This is a genomic window from Myxococcus llanfairpwllgwyngyllgogerychwyrndrobwllllantysiliogogogochensis (assembly GCF_006636215.1).
GTDB lineage: Bacteria > Myxococcota > Myxococcia > Myxococcales > Myxococcaceae > Myxococcus > Myxococcus llanfairpwllgwyngyllgogerychwyrndrobwllllantysiliogogogochensis.
The window spans coordinates 67,708-88,804 of the sequence record NZ_VIFM01000014.1 but is presented as its reverse complement, the minus strand read 5'-3'; the positions used below and the strand labels follow the sequence as shown (position 1 = coordinate 88,804).

Genomic DNA, 21,097 nt, shown 5'->3' with positions numbered 1-21,097 from the left:
GGCTGGTGGTCTCCGCGCACGCTCGGCGTGGGCTACACCAACATCGAGGACATCCTCTCCGGGCGCTTCGTGGGCACGGCCATGCTCGTGTTCTGCGCGCTGAAGTTCGTGTCCTGGTCCGTGGCGCTGGGCAGCGGCACCTCCGGCGGAACGCTGGCGCCGCTGTTCACTCTGGGCGGTGGATTGGGCTCGGGGCTGGGGCTGCTGGCGATGCGGCTGGCGCCCGGGCTGGGCGTGGACCTTCGCGTGGCCGCGCTGGTGGGCATGGCGGCCATCTTCGCGGGGGCTTCGCGTGCGCTGCTGGCGTCGGTGGTGTTCGCCTTCGAGACGACGCGCCAGCCTTTGGGGTTGTTGCCCCTGCTGGGCGGCTGTGCGGCGGCCTATCTGGTGTCGGCGCTGTTGATGCGCCACTCCATCATGACGGAGAAGCTGGCGCGGCGCGGCGGGCGGGTCCTCACCGAGTACGGCGTGGATGCGCTGGGGCAGGTGCTGGTGCGCGAGGTGGGGCTCAAGCCCGTGGTGACCCTGGACGCGGACCAATCCTTGGAGTCGGTCCGCGCGTGGCTGCTGTCGGACGCGGCGGGCACCCGTCACCAGGGCTTCCCGGTGGTGAAGGAGGGCGCCCTGCTGGGCGTCGTCACGCGCAGGGACCTGGTGGACGGGCAAGCGCCCGAGGGGCGGCGTGTGCGGGACGTGGTGAGGCGTCCTCCGTCGGTGGCGTATGAGGACAGCTCACTGCGCGAGGCGGCGGACCTCATGGTGGAGGAAGGCGTGGGTCGCCTTCCGGTGGTCCGGCGTGAGACTCCTTCGAGCGTCGTGGGCATCATCACCCGGAGCGACCTGCTGGGCGCGCATCGGCGGCGGCTGGAGAACTCGCGGCGCAGGGAGCGTGGACTGGGTGGGCCGTTGCCGGCCCGAGGAGCCTGAAGCACGTGGACGGCGAGGCGGGAACACGGGAGCGCGAGCGGGCACTGGAGCTGCTGCGCCGGTTCGGGTGGAACGCCACGTCCTTCCAGGTGCTGATGCCGGGCTTCCGCTACTGGTTCGACCCAGCGGGGGACGCCTTCGTCGCGTACGTGGACACGGGCGGCGCGTGGGTGGCGGCGGGCGCGCCCATCACCGCGCCGGAGTCCCTGCCGCGCGCGGTGGAGGGCTTCCAGGCCGCGGCGCGACAGGCGGGCCGGCGCGTGTGTTTCTTCGCCACGGAGCCGCGCTTCACGGAGTGGGTGCCCATGGAGTCGCTCTCCATCGGCGAGCAGCCCGTGTGGGAGCCGTCGCGTTGGGAGTCGGTGGTGCGCGGCAGTCGGAGTCTGCGCGAGCAACTGCGCCGCGCGCGCTCGCATGGCGTCGTGGTGCGGGAGCTCCCCGCGCAGGTGTTGGAGGAGGCCGAGCACCCCACGCGTCAGGCGTTGGATCGCCTGAGGAAGCGCTGGCTGGCGTCGCGTCGCATGGCGCCCATGGGCTTCCTGGTGCAGCTGCGTCCGGATGCCTTCGCGCGGGAGCGCCGTGCCTTCGCGGCGGAGGTGAAGGGCGAACTGGTGGGCGTCCTGCTCGTGTCTCCCGTGTACGCGCGGGACGGCTGGTTCCTCCAGGACCTGGTGAGAGACCCTGAGTCGCCCAACGGCACCGCCGAGGCCCTGGTGGACGCGGCGATGCGCGCCGCCGCCGCCGAGGGCCGCCGCTACGTGACGCTGGGGCTGGCGCCGCTGTCGGGCCCGGTGCGGCCGTGGCTGCGACTGGCGCGTGCGTGCGGCAAGCCGCTGTTCGACTTCGAGGGGCTGCGCGCCTTCAAGGCGAAGTTCCGTCCGGACGCGTGGGTGCCACTCCACCTCGCGTACCCCGAGCCTGGCGGTGGTTTCTTCGCCGTGTATGACGCGCTCCGCGCCTTCGCGCGCGGCAGCCTGGTGCGCTTCGGCGTGGCGACGTTGCTGCGGCGGCCCCGGTTGCTGGTGCATGGGCTGGCGGTGTTGCTGCTGCCCTGGACGGCGCTCCTGGCGCTGCCCGCCACCACGCGCTGGTTTCCCTCGGCGCGCGTGCAGTGGGGTTGGGTGTTGTTCGACGTGGGGCTGGCGGCGGGGCTCTTCTCGTTGGTGCGCCGGTGGCGAGATGGCCTGGCCACCGCGCTGGTATGCCTCACCGCCGCGGATGCGTGCCTCACCTTCGTGCAGGCCGCCACCTACAACGCGGTGCGAGCGCGAGGGCCCGTGGACTGGCTCGTCATCACCGCCGCGGTGCTGGCGCCCGCCACCGCCTCCGGGCTGCTCGTCCGCGCGCGCGACTTCCGCCTGCCCGCGCGCTGACACACCGCGCTTTCTCCACGACTCAACATCTCACCTGTCCCGCGGACCCCTGGGTTTACACAGGTGGACACTCCTCCTCGCGTCTCCTGGACCGCAAGGCGAGGGCAATGCTGTTTTCTGGAAAGAGCTGTTCCGGCCTCGGGCGCCGTGACTTTCTCGCGGCGTCGTCCGTCGTCGGTTGGGAGGGGTGACCATGCGAACGCCGTCCGGCGTTGCCCTGTCGCTCGCCGTGTTGCTGTGGGTCCATGAGAGCCACGCCGCGCCCGAAACACAGAGCTCGGCTCCGCCACCCTCGCCGTTGCCTTCGGGAGTGTCGGCCGTGTTGTGGAAGCTGTCGGTGCCCGCGAGCGCGGCGCCGACGCCCGAGCGGGTGGCGCTGGGGGAGAAGCTCTTCAACGACAAACGCCTGTCCCTGGATGACAGCACGTCCTGCGCCACCTGCCATGACCCGAACAAGGGCTTCACGGATGGCAAGCCGGTGGCCGAAGGCGTGAAGGGCCAGAAGGGCATGCGCAACAGCCCCACGGTGCTCAACGCCCTCTTCAATGCCTCTCAGTTCTGGGACGGGCGCTCGTCCACGCTGGAGGACCAGGCGAAGCTGCCCATCCTGAATCCGATTGAGATGGCCATGCCCTCGCCGGAGGCGGTGGTGACCAAGCTGCGGGGGATTCCCGAGTACGTCACCGCCTTTCAGGCTGTCTTCAAGCGGGACATCACCTACGACGACCTGGCGTCCGCCATCGCCGCTTTCGAACGCACGCAGTTCTCCGGCAACGCGCGCTTCGACCGCTTCATCCACGGCGAGACGAACGCGCTCAACGCGTCGGAGCGACGGGGCTGGGCCCTCTTCAACGGCAAGGCGCGGTGCAACTCCTGTCACGCAGGCAACGCGGTGTCGCCGCTGTTCAGCGACCAGAAGTTCCACAACATCGGCGTCGCCGCGCACAAGCAGGACTTCCCGCAGCTGGCGCGCGAGGGTGTGAAGGTCGTCCGGCTGGGCGACGAGCGGCAGATTGACGAGCTGGCGCTGCAGACGCGCTTCTCCGAGCTGGGGCGCTTCCTGGTGACGAAGCAGGAGAACGACGTGGGCGCGTTCAAGACGCCCACGCTGCGCAACGTCGGAATCACGGGCCCGTACATGCACGACGGCTCGTTGACGACGCTGTGGGACGTGATGGACCACTACAACAAGGGCGGAGTGGCCAATCCCTACCTGGACGGAGGCATGCAGCGACTGGGGCTGACGGAGCCCGAAATCGATGACCTGGTGGCCTTCGTCTTCACGCTGACTGATGAGCGCTTCACGAAGTTCAATGGTCAGGAGCTGGCGCGGCAGCGTGCGCGCAAGGGCCAGCGGCCGGAGCGGGACACGGCGGTGGCGCTGGGGAAGAAGGGCAACCTGGGAGACCTGGCGCCCAATCCGGACCTGTCGGTGAAGAACCCGGCGGACATCGGTGTGTACGGCACCGAGACGCTGCCCAAACCCGCTTCGACGAAGCAGCCCTGAGGAGGCGCCGTCCATGGGGAACAAGTTCCGAAGCATCGAGACGAAGCACTATGAGGAACGCGACGCCTTCTTCGAGGGCCTGAAGCGGTTGGACCGGCGGGCCTTCCTGCGGGTGGCGGGCATGTCCGCGGGCATCGTCGCGGGGATGGGGCTGAGGACGCCGCAGAGCTTCCAGCTCGTCAACGTGGCGGAGGCGCAGGGGACGAAGCCGCGCTTCACCTTCGCGTACATCTCCGACACGCACCTGTACGAGCAGAAGCTGAATGACCGCTTCGTGCGCTCCATCCTGAAGGCGGTGGATGACGTCAACGGGTTGGACCCGCAGCCGGACTTCGTGTTGTTCGGTGGGGACCTGGCGCAGCTGGGGCAGGCGGGAGAGCTGAAGCTGGGGGCGCAGATTCTCAAGAGCGTGAAGGCGCCCGTGCGGATGATGGTGGGCGAGCACGACTGGTTCCTCGACATGGGGGAGCTGTGGCGGGACTTGTTCGGCGCGCCGAACTACTCGTTCGACCACAAGGGCGTGCACTTCGTGGTGCTCAACTCGATTCTGGAGAAGGACTTCTGGACGGAGCGGAAGCTCACGCCGATGGAGCGGATGAAGATTGTCGCCGGGTTGGACAACGGCATCCAGTCGCGCTTCGAGGTGGGCGGTGAGCAGCGCGCGTGGATGAAGCAGGACCTGGCGAAGGTGGACAAGAAGACGCCGGTCATCGTCTTCAGCCACTCGCCGCTCTACAAGTACTACCGGCCCTGGAACTTCTGGACGGACGACGCGGACGAGGTGCAGGCGCTGCTCAAGCCCTTCGAGCGTGTCACCGTGATTCATGGACACACGCACCAGTTGTTGACGAACCGCATCGACAACATCCAGTTCCACGGGATGCTGTCCACGGCGTGGCCGTGGCCGTATGCGCCGGAGGGGTTGCCGCAGCTCACGGTGCAGATGAATCGGCCGGACCCGTTCAGCCAGTTCGACGGCTGCGGGGATGGGCGGGTGGACGTGCTGGAGTCGGGGTTGGTGGACAAGCTGTACAACCTCTGGGAGCGCAATCCCATCACCGTGCGCGGGAGCTACCTCGCGTCGGGTGGGAAGCAGGATGCGCCGCCCCGGACGAAGCTTCCGAGCTACTGAGCGCGAGGGGACACGATGACCTACCGGATGAAGCTGTGGGTGGGAGCGGGAGCGCTGCTTTCCTTCGCGGGGGGCGTGGCATTGGCCACGAGTCCCGCGCCGCGTCCCGAGGCCCTTCAGACGACGGAGCTGCCGCGGCATCAGGTGCCGGTGTCGAAGGACGGCAACCTGGTGGTGGGGATGTGTGACGGGGAGACGTCCCTGGAGGTGAAGGGCGTCAAGGAGGGGCAGAAGCTGACGCGCGCGCAGGCGGCGCGGGTGTCGGGCGAGCTGATGGACGCGTGGCGCAAGAAGAACCCGGATGCGAACTGGGACCCGGCGCCGCCGCCCGTGGTGGCGCAGGGACAGAAGCAGGCGCCGCAGCAGAAGAACCCGCCCATGGGGACGCAGAAGCCCGCGACAGGAGGGGCGGTGCGCGAGGGTGGGGTGACGGCGGAGAGTGGTGGCAAGGAGGTCCGCAAGCAGGCGGGGGTGAACATCCAGGACGGACATTCCTACGGTGCGTTCACGCAGCGGGACGAGGCGGTGTGGGCGGCGTCCACGCAGCAGTTCGTGGACGAGGGGCACCGCGTGTTCCACGACGCGGACGCGGTGGGCGGGACGATTGCGGTGTCCTGTGACATGTGCCACCCGGATGCGTCGAACACGCATCCGGAGACGTATCCGAAGTACCAGGTGCAGCTGGGCCGCGTGGCGCTGCTGCGGGACATGATCAACTGGTGCATCGAGAACCCGGTGCGCGGCAAGCCGCTGGCGGACGGGGACCCGAGGCTGCGCGCGATGGAGGCGTATATCTACGCGCAGCGAAAGGGCACGAAGCTGGAGTACGGGAAGAAGTAGGCCCCGCGCTGTTGATATGACCCCTCGGGTGGAAGGTCTGCCCGGGGGGCGTCATGAAGCGGTGGCTGTGGTGCTGGCTGGGTGTCTGGCTGTTGTCGTGCGCGACGACGCCGACGCCCGAGAGTGAGCATGAGTATCCGGACGAGTACACGCGCCTGGAGGAAGGCGCGTGCGTCACGTTCCTGTGCGCGGAGGAGGCGTGTGGCCTCTATCGGTGCGAGGACGTGGAGTCCTGGGGCCGCGTGGTGCCGGCGCGGGGTGCGTCGTTCGTCCTGCCGCCGAGCGCGGTACGCTCACCGCAGCGCAACTGGGGCAACGTCCAGGGACTTCCCGGGCACGTGCAGCCTGTCTTCGTCATTCGCTGGTATGGGCGGGAGCTGCTGCCCAGTCAGAGGCGATTGCTGGAGATGGCGAAGGCGCTGGCGATGAAGCCGCGCGAGAAGCACCACATCTTTCCCCAGGAGTTCAAAGACTGGTTCGAGCGGCAGGGCATCAACATCCACAAGGAGACGATGCTCATCGACATCGACACCCATCACCGCATCCACAAGGGATTCAGCGGTGGACCTTGGAATGGAGAATGGCGGAAGTTCCGTGATAACCACACTGGGGCGACCCAAGAGGACATGTACCGATACGCTCGGGAGATGATCATCCGCTTCGACCTGGTGGGACCCATTCTGCCGTACCACCTGCTCGTGGGCCCTTCCCTCGACTACTGAGCCCATGACGCGCTTCTTCCATCTGGAGCGGGGTGACGGCGAGCGGCAGAAGGGCACGTACAAAGCCCGGCACAAGTGGGGGCTGCCGGGAGTCACATGCCCTCACTGTCATGCGACGTGGGCCAGCACGGGCTTCAACTATCCCGCCCTGGACCTGACGAACCATCCCGCGGCGAAGAAGCTCGCGAAGGCTTACCTGGAGAAGGACTTCGAGGAGTTCGAGCTGCTGTGCGAGCAGCTCCGGCCCTTGTTGCCACCAGACAGTCCATTGATGCCGGGCGCCTTGTTCGGCCCCCTGGTGGGAACGGCGCGCGGACCCTTCGCTGCCTTCCTGCAGCAGTATGGGGACGTCGTGCTCGTCCGCCCGGACGCGCTGGCGCGTCTACATGGCGCCGGACTCAGGGGACTGAAGGGTGTCAGCACCGAGCTGCGCTTTCGGCCAAAGGATGTCGAGGAGCTGCTGGAACTGGCGGTCGAACCGCGCGGTCTGCTGCACCCTGACTGCATCCCGCGCTCGACGCAGCCTCCATGTCCGAAGTGTGGTCGACATGGCTTCAGTCTTCCCAAGGAGCCCGTCCTCGACGCGGCGTCACTCCCGCTGGATTTGGACCTCATGCGACTGAGGAACTTCGCGATGGTGCTCGTCGTCACCCAGCGCTTCAAGGACGCCGTGGAACAGCTCGAACTGGATGGACTGAGCTTCCGCGAACTGCCCGTGCGCTGACCTCGCCAGCCCCTGAGAAGGCCGCCCGCCAGCACGCCGAGCGTTTCGCTTGGAGGACCGACGAGCCCACATGAGACGCGAGTGTTGACGACGGTGGCCGGAAGGACGATGACTCGTCGGCAACGTCGTCCTCGCGCCCATGAGCTTCTCTCCGCCCATCTCCGTTCCTTCTGATGCACTCACCACCCTGCGAGGCCGGGGCTACGCCGTCCTGGACCGCGCGGGCCTGTCCGAGCTGGTGGCCATCCCCGCCGCTACGATGGACCTCTGGCGGCCCACCTGGGATGACCTCCCGGCGGACGGCTACCTGCGCGACGGTGGCCGGTATCGCTCGCGTCGACACTCGTGTTTCATCGTCGATGGCGACACCGTCACCCCCGTGCCCCACCGCGCGCACTGGCAGCCCGTCGAGTACAACGCGCTGCACGGTGGCCTGGAGCGCTGGTTCGAGCCGATGCCTCCCGCCGTCGTCTCGCGGCCCGAGTGGCCCCAGCTGCTGAGTCGTCTCGCGGCCCTCGGCTCCGCGCTGAAGGGCGCTCAACCCTGGTACGTGGAGTCGCACCAGTTCCGCATCGACACGACGGATGGCATCGGCCGCCCGACGCCCGAGGGCGCGCATCGCGACGGCGTGGACTTCGTCGTCGTCCTGCTCGTCGGTCGCCAGGGCATCAAGGGCGGCGAGACGCGCGTGTTCGAGGCCGCCGGCCCCAATGGCATCCGCTTCACCCTGACGGAGCCATGGTCGGCGCTGCTGCTCGACGACGAGCGCGTCATCCACGAGAGCACTCCGATTCAACCCGTGGACGGTCAGGGGCACCGTGACACGCTGGTGCTCACCTTCCGCGCGAAGGGTTTCCAGGGGCCCTGACGGTTCCCCTGGCCGCCGCGCGGAGGTCTCAGGTCTTCGGAGTGATGGAGACCTTCAGGCCCTCGGCCCAGACCTTGTGCTCGTCCGCGTAGTACAGGTACGCGCGGCTCGGCGGGCCGGTGTACGTGCCGGGCACGGTGGCCACCAGCGACAGGGGGACCTCCAGGCGCATGCGGGGCTTGAAGCCGCGCCAGTAGAAGACGACGTCGCGACCGCGCACCTCGTAGGCGTCCACCAGTCCCCGCGTCACCAGCTCCTTGAGCTGGTCATGCCGCACCTCCAGCCCGCCCGGTACGCCGAAGATGGCCATCGTCGAGGGCAGCGCCTGGTTCGTGCGGTTGAGGACCATGACCCGTGCCTCGATGGGCTCGCCCTCGGTAAGTTGCTGCTTCGACAGGGACACCTCCAGCGCGACCAGGCTCTTCTCCGAGTCGCGCGGCATCCTTGAGGTGTAGGTCACCTCCACCGAGTAGGGCAGCTCCGAACTCCCCTCCATGCGCAGCTCCACCCGGCGTCCTCCAGGGCCGAGCAGGCCGCTCATGTCGGGCAGCTTGAGGGTCTCCTGCGCGGAGGCCTCGAAGCTCACGGGCTCGCCCACCAGGACGTCCTCCACGAACAGTCCCACCTTGCCCGGTGCCGGCTTCATGGCGTGGACGTCGTAGGCGAGGATGGCGCGCAGCGCGAGCACCGTGCCCTGCGTCGACCCGAAGCGCCCGCCGTCGTTCGAGCGTGCGAGGAACTTCAACGCCTGCCGCGCATTCGTGAGGTAGGCGGGCTCTCGCAGCCACGCCAGCATCGCCAGCGCCGTCGTCTCGATGAGCAGCGATTGCCCCGTGCTGCCGACGACGGATTGCGAACCCCCTTCGACCTCGCCCGTCTTCCCCTGGCGTCTGGCGAGCTGGGCCATCAACACCTTCGCGCCCGCGTGGTCGCCGGTGAGCGACAGCACATTGGCGGCCAGCGCCGTCACATAGCTGTTGGAGCTCTTCGCCGCGCTCTTCTTCACGAAGGCGACCTCGCGCTCCAGGTTCCGTGCCATGTCGGCGGGCCGGGGTGCGCTCTCCAGCAAGGCCCAGGTGATGTAGGCGTTGGAGGTGTCCGCCTGGTCTCCTGGAGGTGTGAAGCCGCCTCGCCCGTCGCGTTGTTTCAGCAGCCAGTTCCGCGTGCGCGCCAACATGGCCCCGTCCACTTCGATGACCTGACGCATCTCCGTGAAGCTCAGCAGGGCGAAGGCTGTCAGCCCTCCGTGGGCGGGGCTCTTGCCGAACCACTCGAAGCCTTGCTCCGGCGTCTCGTAGCCCAGCAGCCGCTGATAGCCCTTCTCCAGCTTCTCCTTCGCCGATTTCACCAGCTCCGCCCGCGCTCCCGGGTGCCGCTGGAAGTATTGGAGCGCCATCGTCATGGGGAACGTGGTGGCGCTGGTCTGCTCGAAGCAGCCGGTCGGCTCGCGGATGAGACGGGCGAACGACTCGGTCATGTTGGCCAGGGGGCCCGGGTACACGACGACGGACGCGCGGATGCTGGCGGGGTCCACCGTGTCTGGCAGGGTGAGGGTGTGGACCGCGGGCTGCGTCCGCGACAGCGCGCCGCCGAAGGACTCGCGTCCTGGGAAGCCCTGGGCCTGGATGGCCAGCGTGCGGGTGACGACATCCGTGTGGCCGCCGGCGCTCGTGGTGAGCTTCACCTCCACGGGCTGGGACTGCTGGCCAATCTCCAGCGTGAGCAGTCGCCGCTCACGCGCTCGCGCCGCGAGGTCCCGAGGCACGTCCCCGGTGAGCTTCACGTCACCGCTCACCTCCGCCTTCACCGCGATGTTCGTCAGCGTGGCGTCTGTCCCGTTCACCAGCGCCACCGGCAGGCGCACGACGTCGCCGGAGGTGACCTCGAGCGGCAGCTTCGGCTCCGTGTAGAAGGGCTGCACGGACTCCAGCTCGGCCACGGATGCACCGAGCGCGCCGTCCACGTCCACCGCCCCGGCGAAGGCCTTGAACGTCGTCACCGAGTCGCTCATCGCGAAGCGCACCCGCGCCTCTCCAGTGGCTGCGTCCGTGCGCACGCCCGCGCTCCAGTAGAGCGTCTCCGCGAAGTCCCTCCGCTCGCCTTTCTGTCGGTCGGGTGATGCGAGGTGGGCGTACTCGCGTTGATACACGAGGGTGTCCCGTACCCGCGAAAAGCCGACGACCTTCATGCCTTCGAATTTCGCCAGCGCGTCGCGAAGCTCCAAGGGGTTACCGCGCGCCGGGTCGAACGGCCGCTCATTCCCCTCCATCAGCAGGTACGCCGAGGCGAGCAGGTCCCTCTGGGCGTTCGGGTCGAAGTACCCCCTGTTCCATTTCTTGGCGCCGGGGGGCGTGCCCCTGCCGCGTCGCAGCTCCGCTTCCGGAGGAGAGGGAGGCCATCGTCGCGAGGTGTGGGCCGCGAGTACGCGCCTTGCGGCCTCGTCGTGGTCCGCCATGAAGGTGAGCGGATCAACGAGCGCGAAGCGGCGCCACCCCTGGGTGCCGAGCAGCAGGTCCGTGGCGAGCGGGGACTTGGGGTTCGAGGTGTCGAGGTAGAGGTGCGCGTCGGCGAGCTCCTTCACCTCGGGCTCCAGCAGGACCATCACCGGAAGCAGGGGCGCGTGCTCGCGCTTCTCCTGGAGCTGGAGGACGGCGTCGTCGGTGACGGTGAGCATCACCAGCGCGGAGACGGGCTTGCCGTCGCGCAGCGTGCGCGCGGTGAGTTCCACCTCGTCGCCCGGTGCATGGTGCGCGCGGTCCGCCTTCAGCTCGATGGAGAGTGCGTTCGCGGGCTGGCGGAACACCAGTCGCTCCGCGAGCGGGCGCCCGTCCTCGGTCCACACCGTGGCGACGAGCACGCCGTCCGCAACGCCAGCTTCCAGCGTCACGTCGCCGTCTTCGCTCAACGTCGCCTCCGCGACGCGCACGTCGCGCTGGTTCAGGGTCACCTTCGTGCGGCCCACGCCCGCCGTGTCCACCGCGAGCCGCACCTTCTGACCAGCGGCGATGACCTCGTCCTTCGCTCGGAGGACCGCGCCCGTGGCCTTCACCTCGGGCAAGGGGAAGGTCTTCTTGATTCCGGCGGGTGAGTCGACGCGCAGCGCATAGCGAACGCCCGCGGTGGGTGTGAGTTCGAAGCGTCCGCGGCCTTCGTGCTCGGAGCGGACGACGGAGACCTCCCTTCCCGTCGCGAGGTCCACCACCGCGCCCGTCAGGTCCGCGGGCTTGCGCATGGGGGTCCTCGCCTCGAAGTAGACACGCGAGGTCAGCCCCGCGACCAGGTCTCCGCCCTCTGGATACAGGGCGACGTCGAGCGTCTGGAGCAGGATGGGAATCGTCTTGGCCGCCGTCTCCACCACGCCCCCATCCTGGAGGGTGAAGGAGAGCGTGCCGTCGCCGCGCTCGATGGCCTCGGGCAGTTCGAAGCTCACGGTGCAGTGGCCCTGGGCATCCACCTCGCAGGGCTTCTCCGCGACGCTCTTGCCGTCGACGAGCGCGGTGGCGGTGACCTTGGCGCCCTCGGGGATGCCGCCCTCTGCGCGTTGGACTTCCAGGGTGGCGGTGACGGTGTCGCCGGGGCCGTAGCCGTCGCGGAGGAACGCAATCTGGGACTTGAGTCGGGGGGCACGGTAGTCGCGCACGTCGAACTTGCGCATCACCTGGGCGGTGCCCGTAAAGGGGTCGTTGACGACGAGCGTGTATCCCCCGCCGGGCAGGTCGCGAGGGATGGGCCAGGCGTAGCCCCAGACGGAGTCCGAGGTCTCCACCTCGCCCCGTCCGACGATGGTTCCCTGGGGCCCCGTGATTTCGATTTGCCCGCGCCGGGAGGCGACATGGGGCCTGCGGCTGAGGGCCTCGAGCACGAGGCCGCGAATCAAGACCTGCTCGCCCGGGCGGTACATCGGCTTGTCGAGGCTCACGTAGGTGTACGGCCGGTCCTGGGCCGTGAGCGCCTCTGGCCGGGCCCCGGGCCCCCCCACGAACTCCTTCCGGGGGAGCACCGGCACCCGTGGGAAGGTCGTGGCGAGACCCACCAGGACGGCGAGTACCGCGAGCACTCCCAGACTCAGCGAGCGGAACAAGGTCATGTCGGCTCTGTGCGCAGGCGCCGTGGGAAGCTCCACGCCGGCTCATCGCGTGGGGCCGTGGCTCCTCGTACTCCGCGCGACGATACCTCGGAGGCGACCAGGAGTCGCACTCATGGTGTTTCTGTTCCGGGGTTTCTGCTGCAACAGCAGAAGCTTCCAGGAGGCCGTGTTTCGAGGCCGTCCCCCTGGAAGCTCCGTATGGGCTTCAGTGACTCAGGACTTCGGGGCGATGGTGACCTTCACGCCCTCGGTCCAGACCTTGTGCTCGTCGGTGTAGTACAGGTACGCGCGGCTCGCGGGACCGGTGTACGTGCCGGGCACCGACGCCACCAGGGACAACGGCACGTCGATGCGCTTCTTCGCCTCCATGCCCCGCCAGTACAGGACGACGTCGCGTCCCAGCACCTCGTACGCATCCACCACCTTGCGCTTCACCAGCTCCTTGAGCTGGTCATGCCGCACCTCCAGGCCACCGGGCACGCCGAAGATGGCGACCGCCGTCGGCAGGTGCTGACCGGTGCGGTTGAGGACCATGAGGCGGGCCTCGGTGGGCTCGCCCTCGATGAGCTCGTGCTTCGCCAGGGCCACCTCCAGCGACACCTGCGTCTGCTTGGAGCTGTCCGGCACCAGCGCGTTGAAGGTGACCTCCACCGTGTAGGGCAGCTCCGAGCCATCCTCCATGCGCAGCTCCAACTGACGCCCACCCGGGCCGAGCAGCTTGCTCACGTCCGGCAGCTTGAGCGCCTCCTGCGAAGCACCCGTGAAGCTGACCGGCTCACCCACCGGACGGCCCTCCACGAAGACGCGCACCCGTCCCGGGGAGACGTTGGCCGCGTGGGCCTTGTCGTAGGCGATGATGGCGCGCAGCGCGAGCACCGTGCTCTGCGTCGCGCCATAGCGGCCACCGTCGCTGGACTCCGCCATGTACTTCATCGCGCGCTGCACGTTCGCCAGGTACTCCGGCTCGCGCAGCCAGGCGAGCACGGACAGCGCCGTCGTCTCGATTTCGAGCGTGTCCCCCGAGCTGCCGACGATGGACTGCGTGCCGCCGCCCACCACGCCGTTCTGCTGCTGAAGCTTCGCGAGCCTGCCCATCAGCGACCGGGCCGACGCGCTGTCACCCGCGAGCGACAGCACGTTGGCCGCCAGGGCGACGACGTAGCTGTTGGTGCTCTTCGTCGCGGCCTGCTTCACCGCGGCCACCTCGCGCGTCAGCTCCTTCGCGGTGGCGGCCTTCTGGGGCGCGCTCTCCAGCAGTGCCCAGGTGATGTAGGCGTTGGAGGTGTCGGGGTCCTCCACCCAGACGTGCAGCGCGCGACGCTTGCGGTTGAAGCCGCCCTGACCGTCGCGCTGCTTCAGCATCCATTCGCGCGTGCGCAGCAGCATCTGCGCGTCCACGCTGTGCACCTGCTGCAAGTCCGTGAAGTGGAGCAGGCCGAAGGCGGTGAGGGCCTCGTGGCCCGGGGCCTCGCCGAACCACTCGTAGCCCTGCTCCTTCGTCTCGAAGCCCACCAGTCGCTGGTAGCCCGACGTCAGCTTCTCGCGAGCGGAGGCGACCAGCTCCGGGTTCACCCCCGTGTGCGTCTGGAAGTACTGCTGCGCCATCGTCATGGGGTACGTGGTGGAGCTGGTCTGCTCGAAGCAGCCGCTCGGCTCACGGATGAGGCGCGCGAGCGACTCGGTCAGGTTGGACACGGGGCCCGGGTACAGGGCGATGGTCGCGCGGACGCTGCCGGGCAGCACGCTGTCGGGGAGGGTGATGGTGTGCGTGGCCGGCTTCTTCGAGGACATCAGCCCGCCGAAGGACACGCTGCCCGGGAAGCCTCGGGGCTTGATGGACAGCGTGCGGGTGACGGTGTCGGTGTAGTTGCCCGTGCTCGCGATGAGCTTCAGGTCCACCGGCTGCGACTGCTGGCCAATCTCCAGGGAGAGCAGCTGTCGCCCGCGCCCGTTCGCCGCCAGGTCCATGGTCCGGTTGCCGCTGAGCTTCACGTCGCCCTTCAGCTCCGCCTTCAGCGAGACTCCCGTCAGCGCGGCGTCCGTCCCGTTCACCAGCGCCACCGGCAGACGGACGACGTCACCCGACGTCACCTCCAGCGGCAGCTTCGGCTCCACGTAGAAGGGCTGCGAGGACTCCAGCTCCGCGACGGCCGAGCCCAGCTCGCCCCCGTCACCCACCGCGCCGGCCGTGGCCTTGAACGTCGTCACGGAGTCGTTGGTCGCGAAGCGCACGCGGACCTCGCCGGTGCGCGCGTCGGTGCGCACGCCCGCGTTCCAGTAGAGCGTCTCCGCGAAGTCCACCCGGTCCCCGGACTTGCGGCCCGGTCGCGTCACGTGCGCGTACTCACGCAGGTAGATGAACGACGAGGGCACCCCCGGCTCCTGCCACACCGGAGCCGCCATCCCACGGCCGGCGTGCGCCCTCTTCTTCCGGGGCTGCTCATCCTGGATGGGGGCCTCGAGGACCTCCATCGCCACCTTGAGGTCCGCCGGAGCCTGCATCTCTGGCGCCCTGGCCAGAACGGGCTCGGCCGCGGGAGGGGCAGGGGGCGCGGGAGCCACGGCGGCCGCGGGAGCAGCCACCGCGCCCATCAGGGCCCTGTCTTCATCCCTGAACGCCAGGCCATCGCCCGCGCCCTCCTCCTTCTCCACCTCTTCCGGGACCGCTTCGGCCCGCATGAACCGCCTGGATATCTTGGGCAGGCGTTGATTCCGGTCCGCCTTGTCTCGCAGGCCCGGCAACCGCAGCGACGCATGCATCGCCAGCGTCCGCAGGGCCGCGTCTCCGTGGCTGGACATGAAGGTGCGCGGGTGGATGAACGCGAAGCGCCTCCAGCCCTGGGTGCCCAGCAGCAGGTCCACGGCGAGGCGCGACTTCGGGTTCGTCTTGTCGAAGTAGAGCTGCGCGTCGGCCAGCTCCTTCACCTCGTGCTCCAGCAGCACCATCACCGGCAGCGACGGTGCCTGCTCGCGCTTCTCCTGGAGCTGCAGCACCGCGTCGTCGGTGACGGTGAGCATCACCAGCGCGGAGACGGGCTCGCCGCCGCGCAGCGTGCGCGCCGTCAGCTCCACGGGCGCGCCCGGCTCATAGCGGGTGCGGTCCGCCTTCAGCTCCACGGTGATTTCCTTCGCGGGCTGCCGGAACACCAGTCGCTCCGCCAGGGGCCGCCCGTCCGCGTCCCACACGGTGGCGATGAGCACGCCATCCGCCTTGCCCGGGTCCAGCGTCACGGGGTTCTCGTCCTCGGCGTCGAGCACCGCCGAGGCGACGCGCACCTCGCGCTGGCTCAGCGTCACCGACGTCCGGCCCACGCCCGTGTTGCTCACGACGAGCCGCACCAGTCCGCCCGGCGCAATCACATCCTCGCGCGCGCGGATGACCGCGCCTGTCGCCTTCACGGTGGGCAGCGGGAAGGTCTTCTTGATGCCGGCCGGTGAGTCGATGCGCAGCGCGTAGCTCGTGTCGGCGCGAGGGGTGAGCTCGAAGCGGCCCCGGCCCTCGTGCTCCGAGCGCACGGTGGCGACAATCCTGCCCGTCTTCGTATCCAGCACCACGCCCGTGAGGTCCGCGGGCTTGCTCGCGGGAGTCCGCGCCTCGAAGTACACGCGCGACGTCAGCCCCGCCACCAGCTCACCGCCCTCCGGGTACATCGCCAGGTCCAGCGTCTGGAGGAGGATGGGAATCGTCTTCGCCGCCGTCTCCACCACGCCGCCATCCTGGATGGTGAAGGCCAGCGTCCCTTCACCGCGCTCCATGGCCTTCGGCAGGTTGAAGCGGACGGTGCAGCGGCCCTGCGGGTCCACCGCGCAGGTCTGCTCGGCCACGCTGGCGCCGTCGACGAGCGCGGTGGCGGACACCTTCGCCGTCTCCGGCACGCCGCCCTCGGCGCGTGTCACGTCGAGCGTCGCGGTGACGGTGTCCCCGGGGCCGTAGCCGTCGCGGAGGAACTGGACCTGCGTCTTCAGGCGGGGCGCGCGGTAGGCACGCACCTCGAACTTGCGCTCCACCGGGGCTCCGGACGTCCAGGGGTCGCTGACTCGCAGGGTGTACTCACCACCGGCCTGTCCGGCGGGGATGGACCACGAGTAGCCCCAGGCCGTCTCAGGGGAGGACACCCGGCCCTGGGCGATGAGGTCTCCCCGGGGGCCGCGAACCTCGATGACCGCGTTCACTCCGCCCGTCATGGGCTTGTGGGTGAGGGCCTGGAGCACGAGCCCGCGCACCAGGACGGACTCTCCCGGTCGGTAGAAGGGCTTGTCGGTGGAGACGAAGGTGAGGGGGCGGTCGCGACCCTCGGGAGACGGAGCATTGGGGCGGGCGGCGAGCACCAGGCCAGGCACCAGCAGGACTGACGCGGCGAGGCCCAGGGCGCGGAGCACCCCGAGGAGGCGCGGGACAGGGAGGGTCATGTTGGCTCTGAACGGCTGACCGCGTGGGAAGTTCTGGACGGTGGGGTGATCAGCGCGCTCCCCGTGCCTGGGCGTGCTGGCGTCCCCAGGAGCACAGGGACTCGAGCAGGGGCCGCAGGGTGAGGCCCAGGGGTGTCGCTTCGTACTCCACGCGGGGCGGAACTTCGGCGAAGACCTCGCGGCTCACCACGCCGTGTGCCTCCAGCTCACGGAGTTGCTGAATCAGGACCTTCTGGGTGATGCCGGGGATGAGGCGCTGCAGCTCGGACAGGCGGCGCCGGTGCTCCAGCAGATGCCACAGCACATGCAGCTTCCAGCGCCCGCCAATTACTCGCAGCGCCCGCTCGGCCGGAACCTCGGGAAGGTTCTTCATCGTCGTCGCTCCATGCTGACCTCCAGGTGGGTATCCCACGACGAAGTGGGTAGAGGCCATTGGCGAGGCCATGGCTCACTGCCTTCCGGAGGTGCACGCATGAAGGTCGTGAGGCTGGCCCGCAACGGTGGGCCCGAGGTGCTGACGTACGAAGAAGTCCCGACTCCCACGCCCGGCGAGGGACAGGTCCGGGTGCGAGTGAAGGCCATCGGTCTCAACTTCGGGGACACCGTCATCCGGCAGGGAGATGCTCCTGTCCGGCTCGAGTTTCCCTTCATCCCCTGCATGGAGGCAGCGGGAGTCGTGGAAGCCCTCGGGCCGGGCGTGACAGGGGTGGGCGTGGGCGCGCGGGTAGTGGTTCCGCTCTTCGTCGCGGGAAGGTTGGGAGGCGCCGCCGCCGAGGCCCTCGTCGTGGAGACGTCGCTGCTGGTGCCCCTGCCCGATGCCATCAGCTTCGAGCAGGGCGCGGCGATGATGCTCCAGGGGCTCACCGCGCTGTGGATGTTGGCGCACGTGCCTCCGGCGGGGAGGGCGGTGCTGGTCCACGCGGCGGCTGGGGGCGTCGGCTCCTGGCTCGTGCAACTCGCCAGGCTCAAAGGGGCCCGGAGCGTCATCGCCACGGCGAGCACGCCGGAGAAGCTCGCGGTGGCGCGAAGGCTCGGCGCGGACGTGGTGGTGAGCTACGCGGAGCCGGACTGGCCGGCGCGGGTCCGCGTGGAGACGGAGGGGCGAGGCCCGGACGTCATCTACGACCAGGTGGGCGGGGAGGTGCGGCGGCTCGGGTTGGAGGTGCTGGCCATCCAGGGCACGCTCGTCATCTACGGCGGCGCGGCGACGCACCAGCTCGGCGAGTTGGACTCGGCGCAGGTGCTGGGGCTCTACAGCCGCAATCAGTTCGTCACGGGCTTCTCGGGCTGGCCGCTGTTCGGTGTGCCGGGCTTGCTCGCGCGGAGCTACGACGAGCTGTTCACGCTGGTGGGCTCGGGTCAGGTCGAGGTGCTCATCGGCCAGCGATATCCGCTCGCGGACCTCGCCCAGGCGCACCGCGCGCTGCGGGCCCGTGAGACGACGGGCAAGGTGCTGCTCATTCCCTGAGCCCGCGAGGGCAGGACTCGGCGTGTCGTCGGTGGGAGCACGGGGTGCGGGTGGCCAGGGCGCCGGGGTTGGGCGAAGCTGGCCCATCGGAATGGGAGCTGGCGCGCCGTGTTGGAGGCCGCGCCGCACCGCCATCAGGAGATGAGGACATGGGCAGGTTGTTTGTCGTGCCGCTGCTGACCGGGCTGTTGACCGCTTCCTCGGCGATGGCGGAGGAGGACCCCTTCCTGTGGCTGGAGGAGGTGCAGGGGCAGCGTGCGCTGGAGTGGGTGCGCGCGCAGAACGCCAGAACGGAGGCGGTGCTGGAGAAGGACCCGCGCTTCGAGCCGTTCCAGGCCGAAGCGCTGCGCATCTTCACCGCCACGGACCGCATCCCCACGCCGTCCTTCCGCGCCGGTGGCGTGGACACCTTCTGGCAGGACGCGACGAACCCGCGCGGCCAGTGGCGGCACACCACGACGGACGGCTACGCGAGCGCCACCATCCCCTGGGAGACGGTGCTGGACGTGGATGCGCTGGCGAAGAAGGAGGGCGCGCCCTGGGTCTTGAAGGGCCACGACTGCCTGCCCCCCGCGGACCTGCGATGCGTCGTCTTCCTCTCCAACGGCGGCAAGGACGCGGTGGAGTCGCGCGAGTTCGACGCGGGCACGAAGCAGTTCGTCGAGGGCGGCTTCCGACTGAAGGAGGGCAAGCCGTCCGTGTCGTGGCTGGACATGGACACGCTGCTCGTGGGTCAGGACTGGGGCGGTGACACCCTCACCGAGTCCGGTTACCCCTACGTGCTCAAGCGCTGGAAGCGCGGCACTCCGGTGGAGCAGGCGACCGAGGTCTTCCGGGGCGAGCGCAAGGATGTGTCCGCCTCCCCCATTGTGTTGCATGACGCGGACGGGCAGCTCCAAGGGGTGCTCATCAATCGCGCGGTGACGTTCTACGAGTCGGAGCTGTTCCTGCTCGGAGACGCGGCGCCGGTGCGGTTGCCCTTTCCGCGCAAGGTGTCCTTCCAGGCGTTCGTCCAGGGACAGGTCGTCTTCACGATTGAAGAGGACTGGGGCCGCTTCAAGCAGGGAGCGCTGCTGGCCTGGTCGCTGGACGCGCTGAAGCAGGACGCCGCGAAGGCGAAGCCCACGCTCATCTTCCAGCCCGGTCCGCGTCAGGCCATCGAGCGCGTGTCGGCCACGCGCACCCGGCTGCTCGTCAATCTGTACGAGGACGTGAAGGGCGCGCTGGATGTCTACTCGTCGAACAAGGGCCGCTGGACTCGCAAGCGGCTGGCGATGCCGAAGAACGCGGCGGTGGAAATCGTCGCCACGTCGTCCTCGCACGAGAAGCTGTTCGCCGGCGCGGAGGGTTTCCTGGAGCCGACATCGCTGTGGCTCGGTGACGCGGCGTCGGGCTCGGTGAAGCAGGTGAAGTCGCTGCCGGCGCGCTTCGATGCGACGAAGCACCGGGTGGAGCAGTTCTGGGTGAAGTCGAAGGACGGGACGAGGGTGCCGTACTTCCTGGTGCGGCCCCTGAAGCCCAAGGCGGGCGGCGTCACGCCGACGGTGGTGTACGGCTACGGCGGCTTCCAGGTCTCCAAGCCGCCCATGTACCTGCCGGAGATGGGCAAGTTGTGGCTGGAGCGCGGCGGGGCGTACGTCGTCGCCAACATCCGGGGCGGTGGCGAGTTCGGTCCGCGCTGGCATCAGGCCGCGCTGCGCGAGAAGCGTCAGCGGGCGTTCGACGACTTCGCCGCCGTGCTGGAGGACCTGGTCCGCCGCAAGCTCACCTCACCGAGTCACATCGGCATCTATGGGCGCTCCAACGGAGGGGTCCTTACCAGCGTGGTGATGACGCAGCATCCGGAGTTGCTCAACGCGGCCGTCATCGAGAGCCCGCTCATCGACATGATGCGCTACCCGAAGCTGCCGGCGGGCGCGTCGTGGGTGGGCGAGTACGGCGACCCGTTCGTCCCCGAGGACGCGGCGTTCATCTCGAAGTACTCCGCCTATCAGAACCTCAAGTCGGGTGTGCGCTACCCCAAGCCGTACATCACCACCAACACGAAGGACGACCGCGTGCACCCGGGCCATGCGCGCAAGTTCGCCGCGAAGCTGGAGGCCATGGGGCTGCCGTATCTGTACTTCGAGAACACCGACGGCGGGCACTCCAACGACTCCGACCCGATGCTCAACGCGCGTCGGTGGGCGCTGCACCACGTCTATCTGTCGCAGCAGTTGATGGACTGAGCGCTCAGCTCACGCTCTCCGCGCTGTAGCGGGCGATGAGGCCCGTGCGCACGGCGTGGCGGAAAACGCGGGTGAAGAACAGGGCGGCCAGCAGGATGTAGAGCACGGCGAGGCCGCCCCCCATCAGCACCGTCGTCCACGACACCGAGTCCCCCGCGACGATGGTGCGCATGCCCTCGAACACGTACGACGGGGGCAGGAGCCGGGAGATGGCCTGCATCCACGAGGGCAGGGTGGACAGCGGGTAGAAGACGCCGACGAACGGGGACAAGAGCGCGGGGATGGGCCAGATGAACCACTCCGCGGAAGGGCCCAGTCGGAGCACCACCGCCGTGCCGACGATGCCGAGCGCGATTCCGAACAGGAACAGCACCAGCAGGAACGGCACCAGCATGGCGCCATAGACGAGCATCGACAGGCCGAACACCGCGCCCGCGACGACAATCATGACGACGAGTCCCACCGAGCTGGTCGCGATGCTGGAGAGCACCAGCCCGGTGACGTACTCGGCGATGGTCATGGGGGTGGCGAAGACGTTGAGGAAGTTGCGCGACCAGACGTCCTCGAAGAACGCCATTGTCACGCCCTGCATCACCCGGGTGAGGAAGTCCCAGAGGAGCACCGCGCCGAGCAGCGCCGGCAGGAGGTCCATGCCCGGCTCGCGGGTGATGGTGCCCAGGTAGCGGGTGATGAAGCCCCACAGGACGATGTCGATGGCCACCCAGACGAAGAGGGGGAAGACGCGCGAGGGGCTTCCGCGCAGCAGGTAGAACTGGCGCAGGACGATGGCGGCGGCGCGGGACAGGCGCAT

The 21,097-nt window shown here is 69.0% G+C and carries 14 protein-coding genes; 10 read left to right on the top strand and 4 right to left on the bottom strand.

Going from position 1 to position 21,097, the window contains the following annotated elements:
• From FJV41_RS05635 to FJV41_RS05600, 8 genes are all read left to right on the top strand, one after another.
• Positions 1–927, top strand: a 927-nt coding sequence (locus FJV41_RS05635) for a chloride channel protein (protein WP_141641365.1), incomplete at its 5' end; no start/stop codon positions are given.
• A 5-nt stretch (positions 928–932) separates the two neighbouring features.
• Positions 933–2,300, top strand: a complete 1,368-nt coding sequence (locus FJV41_RS05630; protein WP_246137019.1) for a DUF2156 domain-containing protein — start codon at positions 933–935, stop codon at positions 2,298–2,300.
• 193 nt (positions 2,301–2,493) lie between these two features.
• Positions 2,494–3,807, top strand: coding sequence for a cytochrome-c peroxidase (locus FJV41_RS05625; RefSeq protein WP_141641363.1), 1,314 nt, complete (start codon positions 2,494–2,496; stop codon positions 3,805–3,807).
• A 13-nt stretch (positions 3,808–3,820) separates the two neighbouring features.
• The gene (locus FJV41_RS05620; protein ID WP_141641362.1) at positions 3,821–4,939 is read left to right on the top strand and encodes a metallophosphoesterase family protein; all 1,119 of its coding nucleotides are present in this window, start codon (positions 3,821–3,823) and stop codon (positions 4,937–4,939) included.
• Positions 4,940–4,954: 15 nt separating this feature from the next.
• Entirely contained in the window at positions 4,955–5,779 is an 825-nt protein-coding gene (locus FJV41_RS53500) for a c-type cytochrome (protein WP_246137018.1), read from the top strand.
• A 53-nt stretch (positions 5,780–5,832) separates the two neighbouring features.
• Positions 5,833–6,501: a SitA6 family polymorphic toxin lipoprotein gene (gene sitA6 / locus FJV41_RS05610; RefSeq protein WP_141641361.1), complete on the top strand. Its 669-nt coding sequence runs from the start codon at positions 5,833–5,835 to the stop codon at positions 6,499–6,501.
• A gap of 4 nt (positions 6,502–6,505) precedes the next feature.
• The gene (gene sitI6 / locus FJV41_RS05605; RefSeq protein ID WP_141641360.1) at positions 6,506–7,225 is read left to right on the top strand and encodes a SitI6 family double-CXXCG motif immunity protein; all 720 of its coding nucleotides are present in this window, start codon (positions 6,506–6,508) and stop codon (positions 7,223–7,225) included.
• Positions 7,226–7,364: 139 nt separating this feature from the next.
• Positions 7,365–8,093 carry a 2OG-Fe dioxygenase family protein gene (locus FJV41_RS05600; RefSeq protein ID WP_141641359.1) on the top strand — a complete coding sequence of 243 codons (729 nt, stop codon included), beginning with the start codon at positions 7,365–7,367 and terminating at the stop codon, positions 8,091–8,093.
• A gap of 28 nt (positions 8,094–8,121) precedes the next feature.
• Here FJV41_RS05600 and FJV41_RS05595 read toward each other — a convergent pair whose 3' ends face one another.
• The 3 genes from FJV41_RS05595 to FJV41_RS05585 all read right to left on the bottom strand — a co-directional run bounded on the left by FJV41_RS05595 (position 8,122) and on the right by FJV41_RS05585 (position 16,963).
• On the bottom strand, positions 8,122–12,180 hold the full coding sequence (locus FJV41_RS05595) for an MG2 domain-containing protein (protein WP_141641358.1): 4,059 nt from the start codon (positions 12,178–12,180) through the stop codon (positions 8,122–8,124).
• Between the two features lie 213 nt (positions 12,181–12,393).
• Positions 12,394–16,590 (bottom strand): MG2 domain-containing protein, encoded by a 4,197-nt coding sequence (locus FJV41_RS05590; protein ID WP_141641357.1) that lies wholly within the window; start codon positions 16,588–16,590, stop codon positions 12,394–12,396.
• A gap of 49 nt (positions 16,591–16,639) precedes the next feature.
• Positions 16,640–16,963, bottom strand: a complete 324-nt coding sequence (locus FJV41_RS05585; protein ID WP_141641356.1) for a winged helix-turn-helix transcriptional regulator — start codon at positions 16,961–16,963, stop codon at positions 16,640–16,642.
• Positions 16,964–17,062: 99 nt separating this feature from the next.
• On the opposite strand from FJV41_RS05585, the gene FJV41_RS05580 reads away from it, so the two are divergent.
• On the top strand, positions 17,063–18,058 hold the full coding sequence (locus FJV41_RS05580; RefSeq protein ID WP_181790408.1) for a zinc-binding dehydrogenase: 996 nt from the start codon (positions 17,063–17,065) through the stop codon (positions 18,056–18,058).
• A gap of 149 nt (positions 18,059–18,207) precedes the next feature.
• The gene (locus FJV41_RS05575; protein ID WP_141641354.1) at positions 18,208–20,286 is read left to right on the top strand and encodes a prolyl oligopeptidase family serine peptidase; all 2,079 of its coding nucleotides are present in this window, start codon (positions 18,208–18,210) and stop codon (positions 20,284–20,286) included.
• 4 nt (positions 20,287–20,290) lie between these two features.
• Here FJV41_RS05575 and FJV41_RS05570 read toward each other — a convergent pair whose 3' ends face one another.
• A complete protein-coding gene (locus tag FJV41_RS05570) occupies positions 20,291–21,097 on the bottom strand; it encodes an ABC transporter permease (RefSeq protein WP_141641353.1) in 807 nt (268 codons plus the stop codon).

Excerpts from the sequence above, each read along its gene's own strand:
- FJV41_RS05625 (WP_141641363.1), top strand. The coding sequence starts at position 2,494 with ATGCGAACGCCGTCCGGCGTTGCCCTGTCGCTCGCCGTGTTGCTGTGG.
- FJV41_RS05620 (WP_141641362.1), top strand. The coding sequence starts at position 3,821 with ATGGGGAACAAGTTCCGAAGCATCGAGACGAAGCACTATGAGGAACGC.
- FJV41_RS53500 (WP_246137018.1), top strand. The coding sequence starts at position 4,955 with ATGACCTACCGGATGAAGCTGTGGGTGGGAGCGGGAGCGCTGCTTTCC.
- sitA6 (WP_141641361.1), top strand. The coding sequence starts at position 5,833 with ATGAAGCGGTGGCTGTGGTGCTGGCTGGGTGTCTGGCTGTTGTCGTGC.
- sitI6 (WP_141641360.1), top strand. The coding sequence starts at position 6,506 with ATGACGCGCTTCTTCCATCTGGAGCGGGGTGACGGCGAGCGGCAGAAG.
- FJV41_RS05600 (WP_141641359.1), top strand. The coding sequence starts at position 7,365 with ATGAGCTTCTCTCCGCCCATCTCCGTTCCTTCTGATGCACTCACCACC.
- FJV41_RS05595 (WP_141641358.1), bottom strand. The coding sequence starts at position 12,180 with ATGACCTTGTTCCGCTCGCTGAGTCTGGGAGTGCTCGCGGTACTCGCC.
- FJV41_RS05590 (WP_141641357.1), bottom strand. The coding sequence starts at position 16,590 with ATGACCCTCCCTGTCCCGCGCCTCCTCGGGGTGCTCCGCGCCCTGGGC.
- FJV41_RS05585 (WP_141641356.1), bottom strand. The coding sequence starts at position 16,963 with ATGAAGAACCTTCCCGAGGTTCCGGCCGAGCGGGCGCTGCGAGTAATT.
- FJV41_RS05580 (WP_181790408.1), top strand. The coding sequence starts at position 17,063 with ATGAAGGTCGTGAGGCTGGCCCGCAACGGTGGGCCCGAGGTGCTGACG.
- FJV41_RS05575 (WP_141641354.1), top strand. The coding sequence starts at position 18,208 with ATGGGCAGGTTGTTTGTCGTGCCGCTGCTGACCGGGCTGTTGACCGCT.
- FJV41_RS05570 (WP_141641353.1), bottom strand. The coding sequence starts at position 21,097 with ATGCGCCTGTCCCGCGCCGCCGCCATCGTCCTGCGCCAGTTCTACCTG.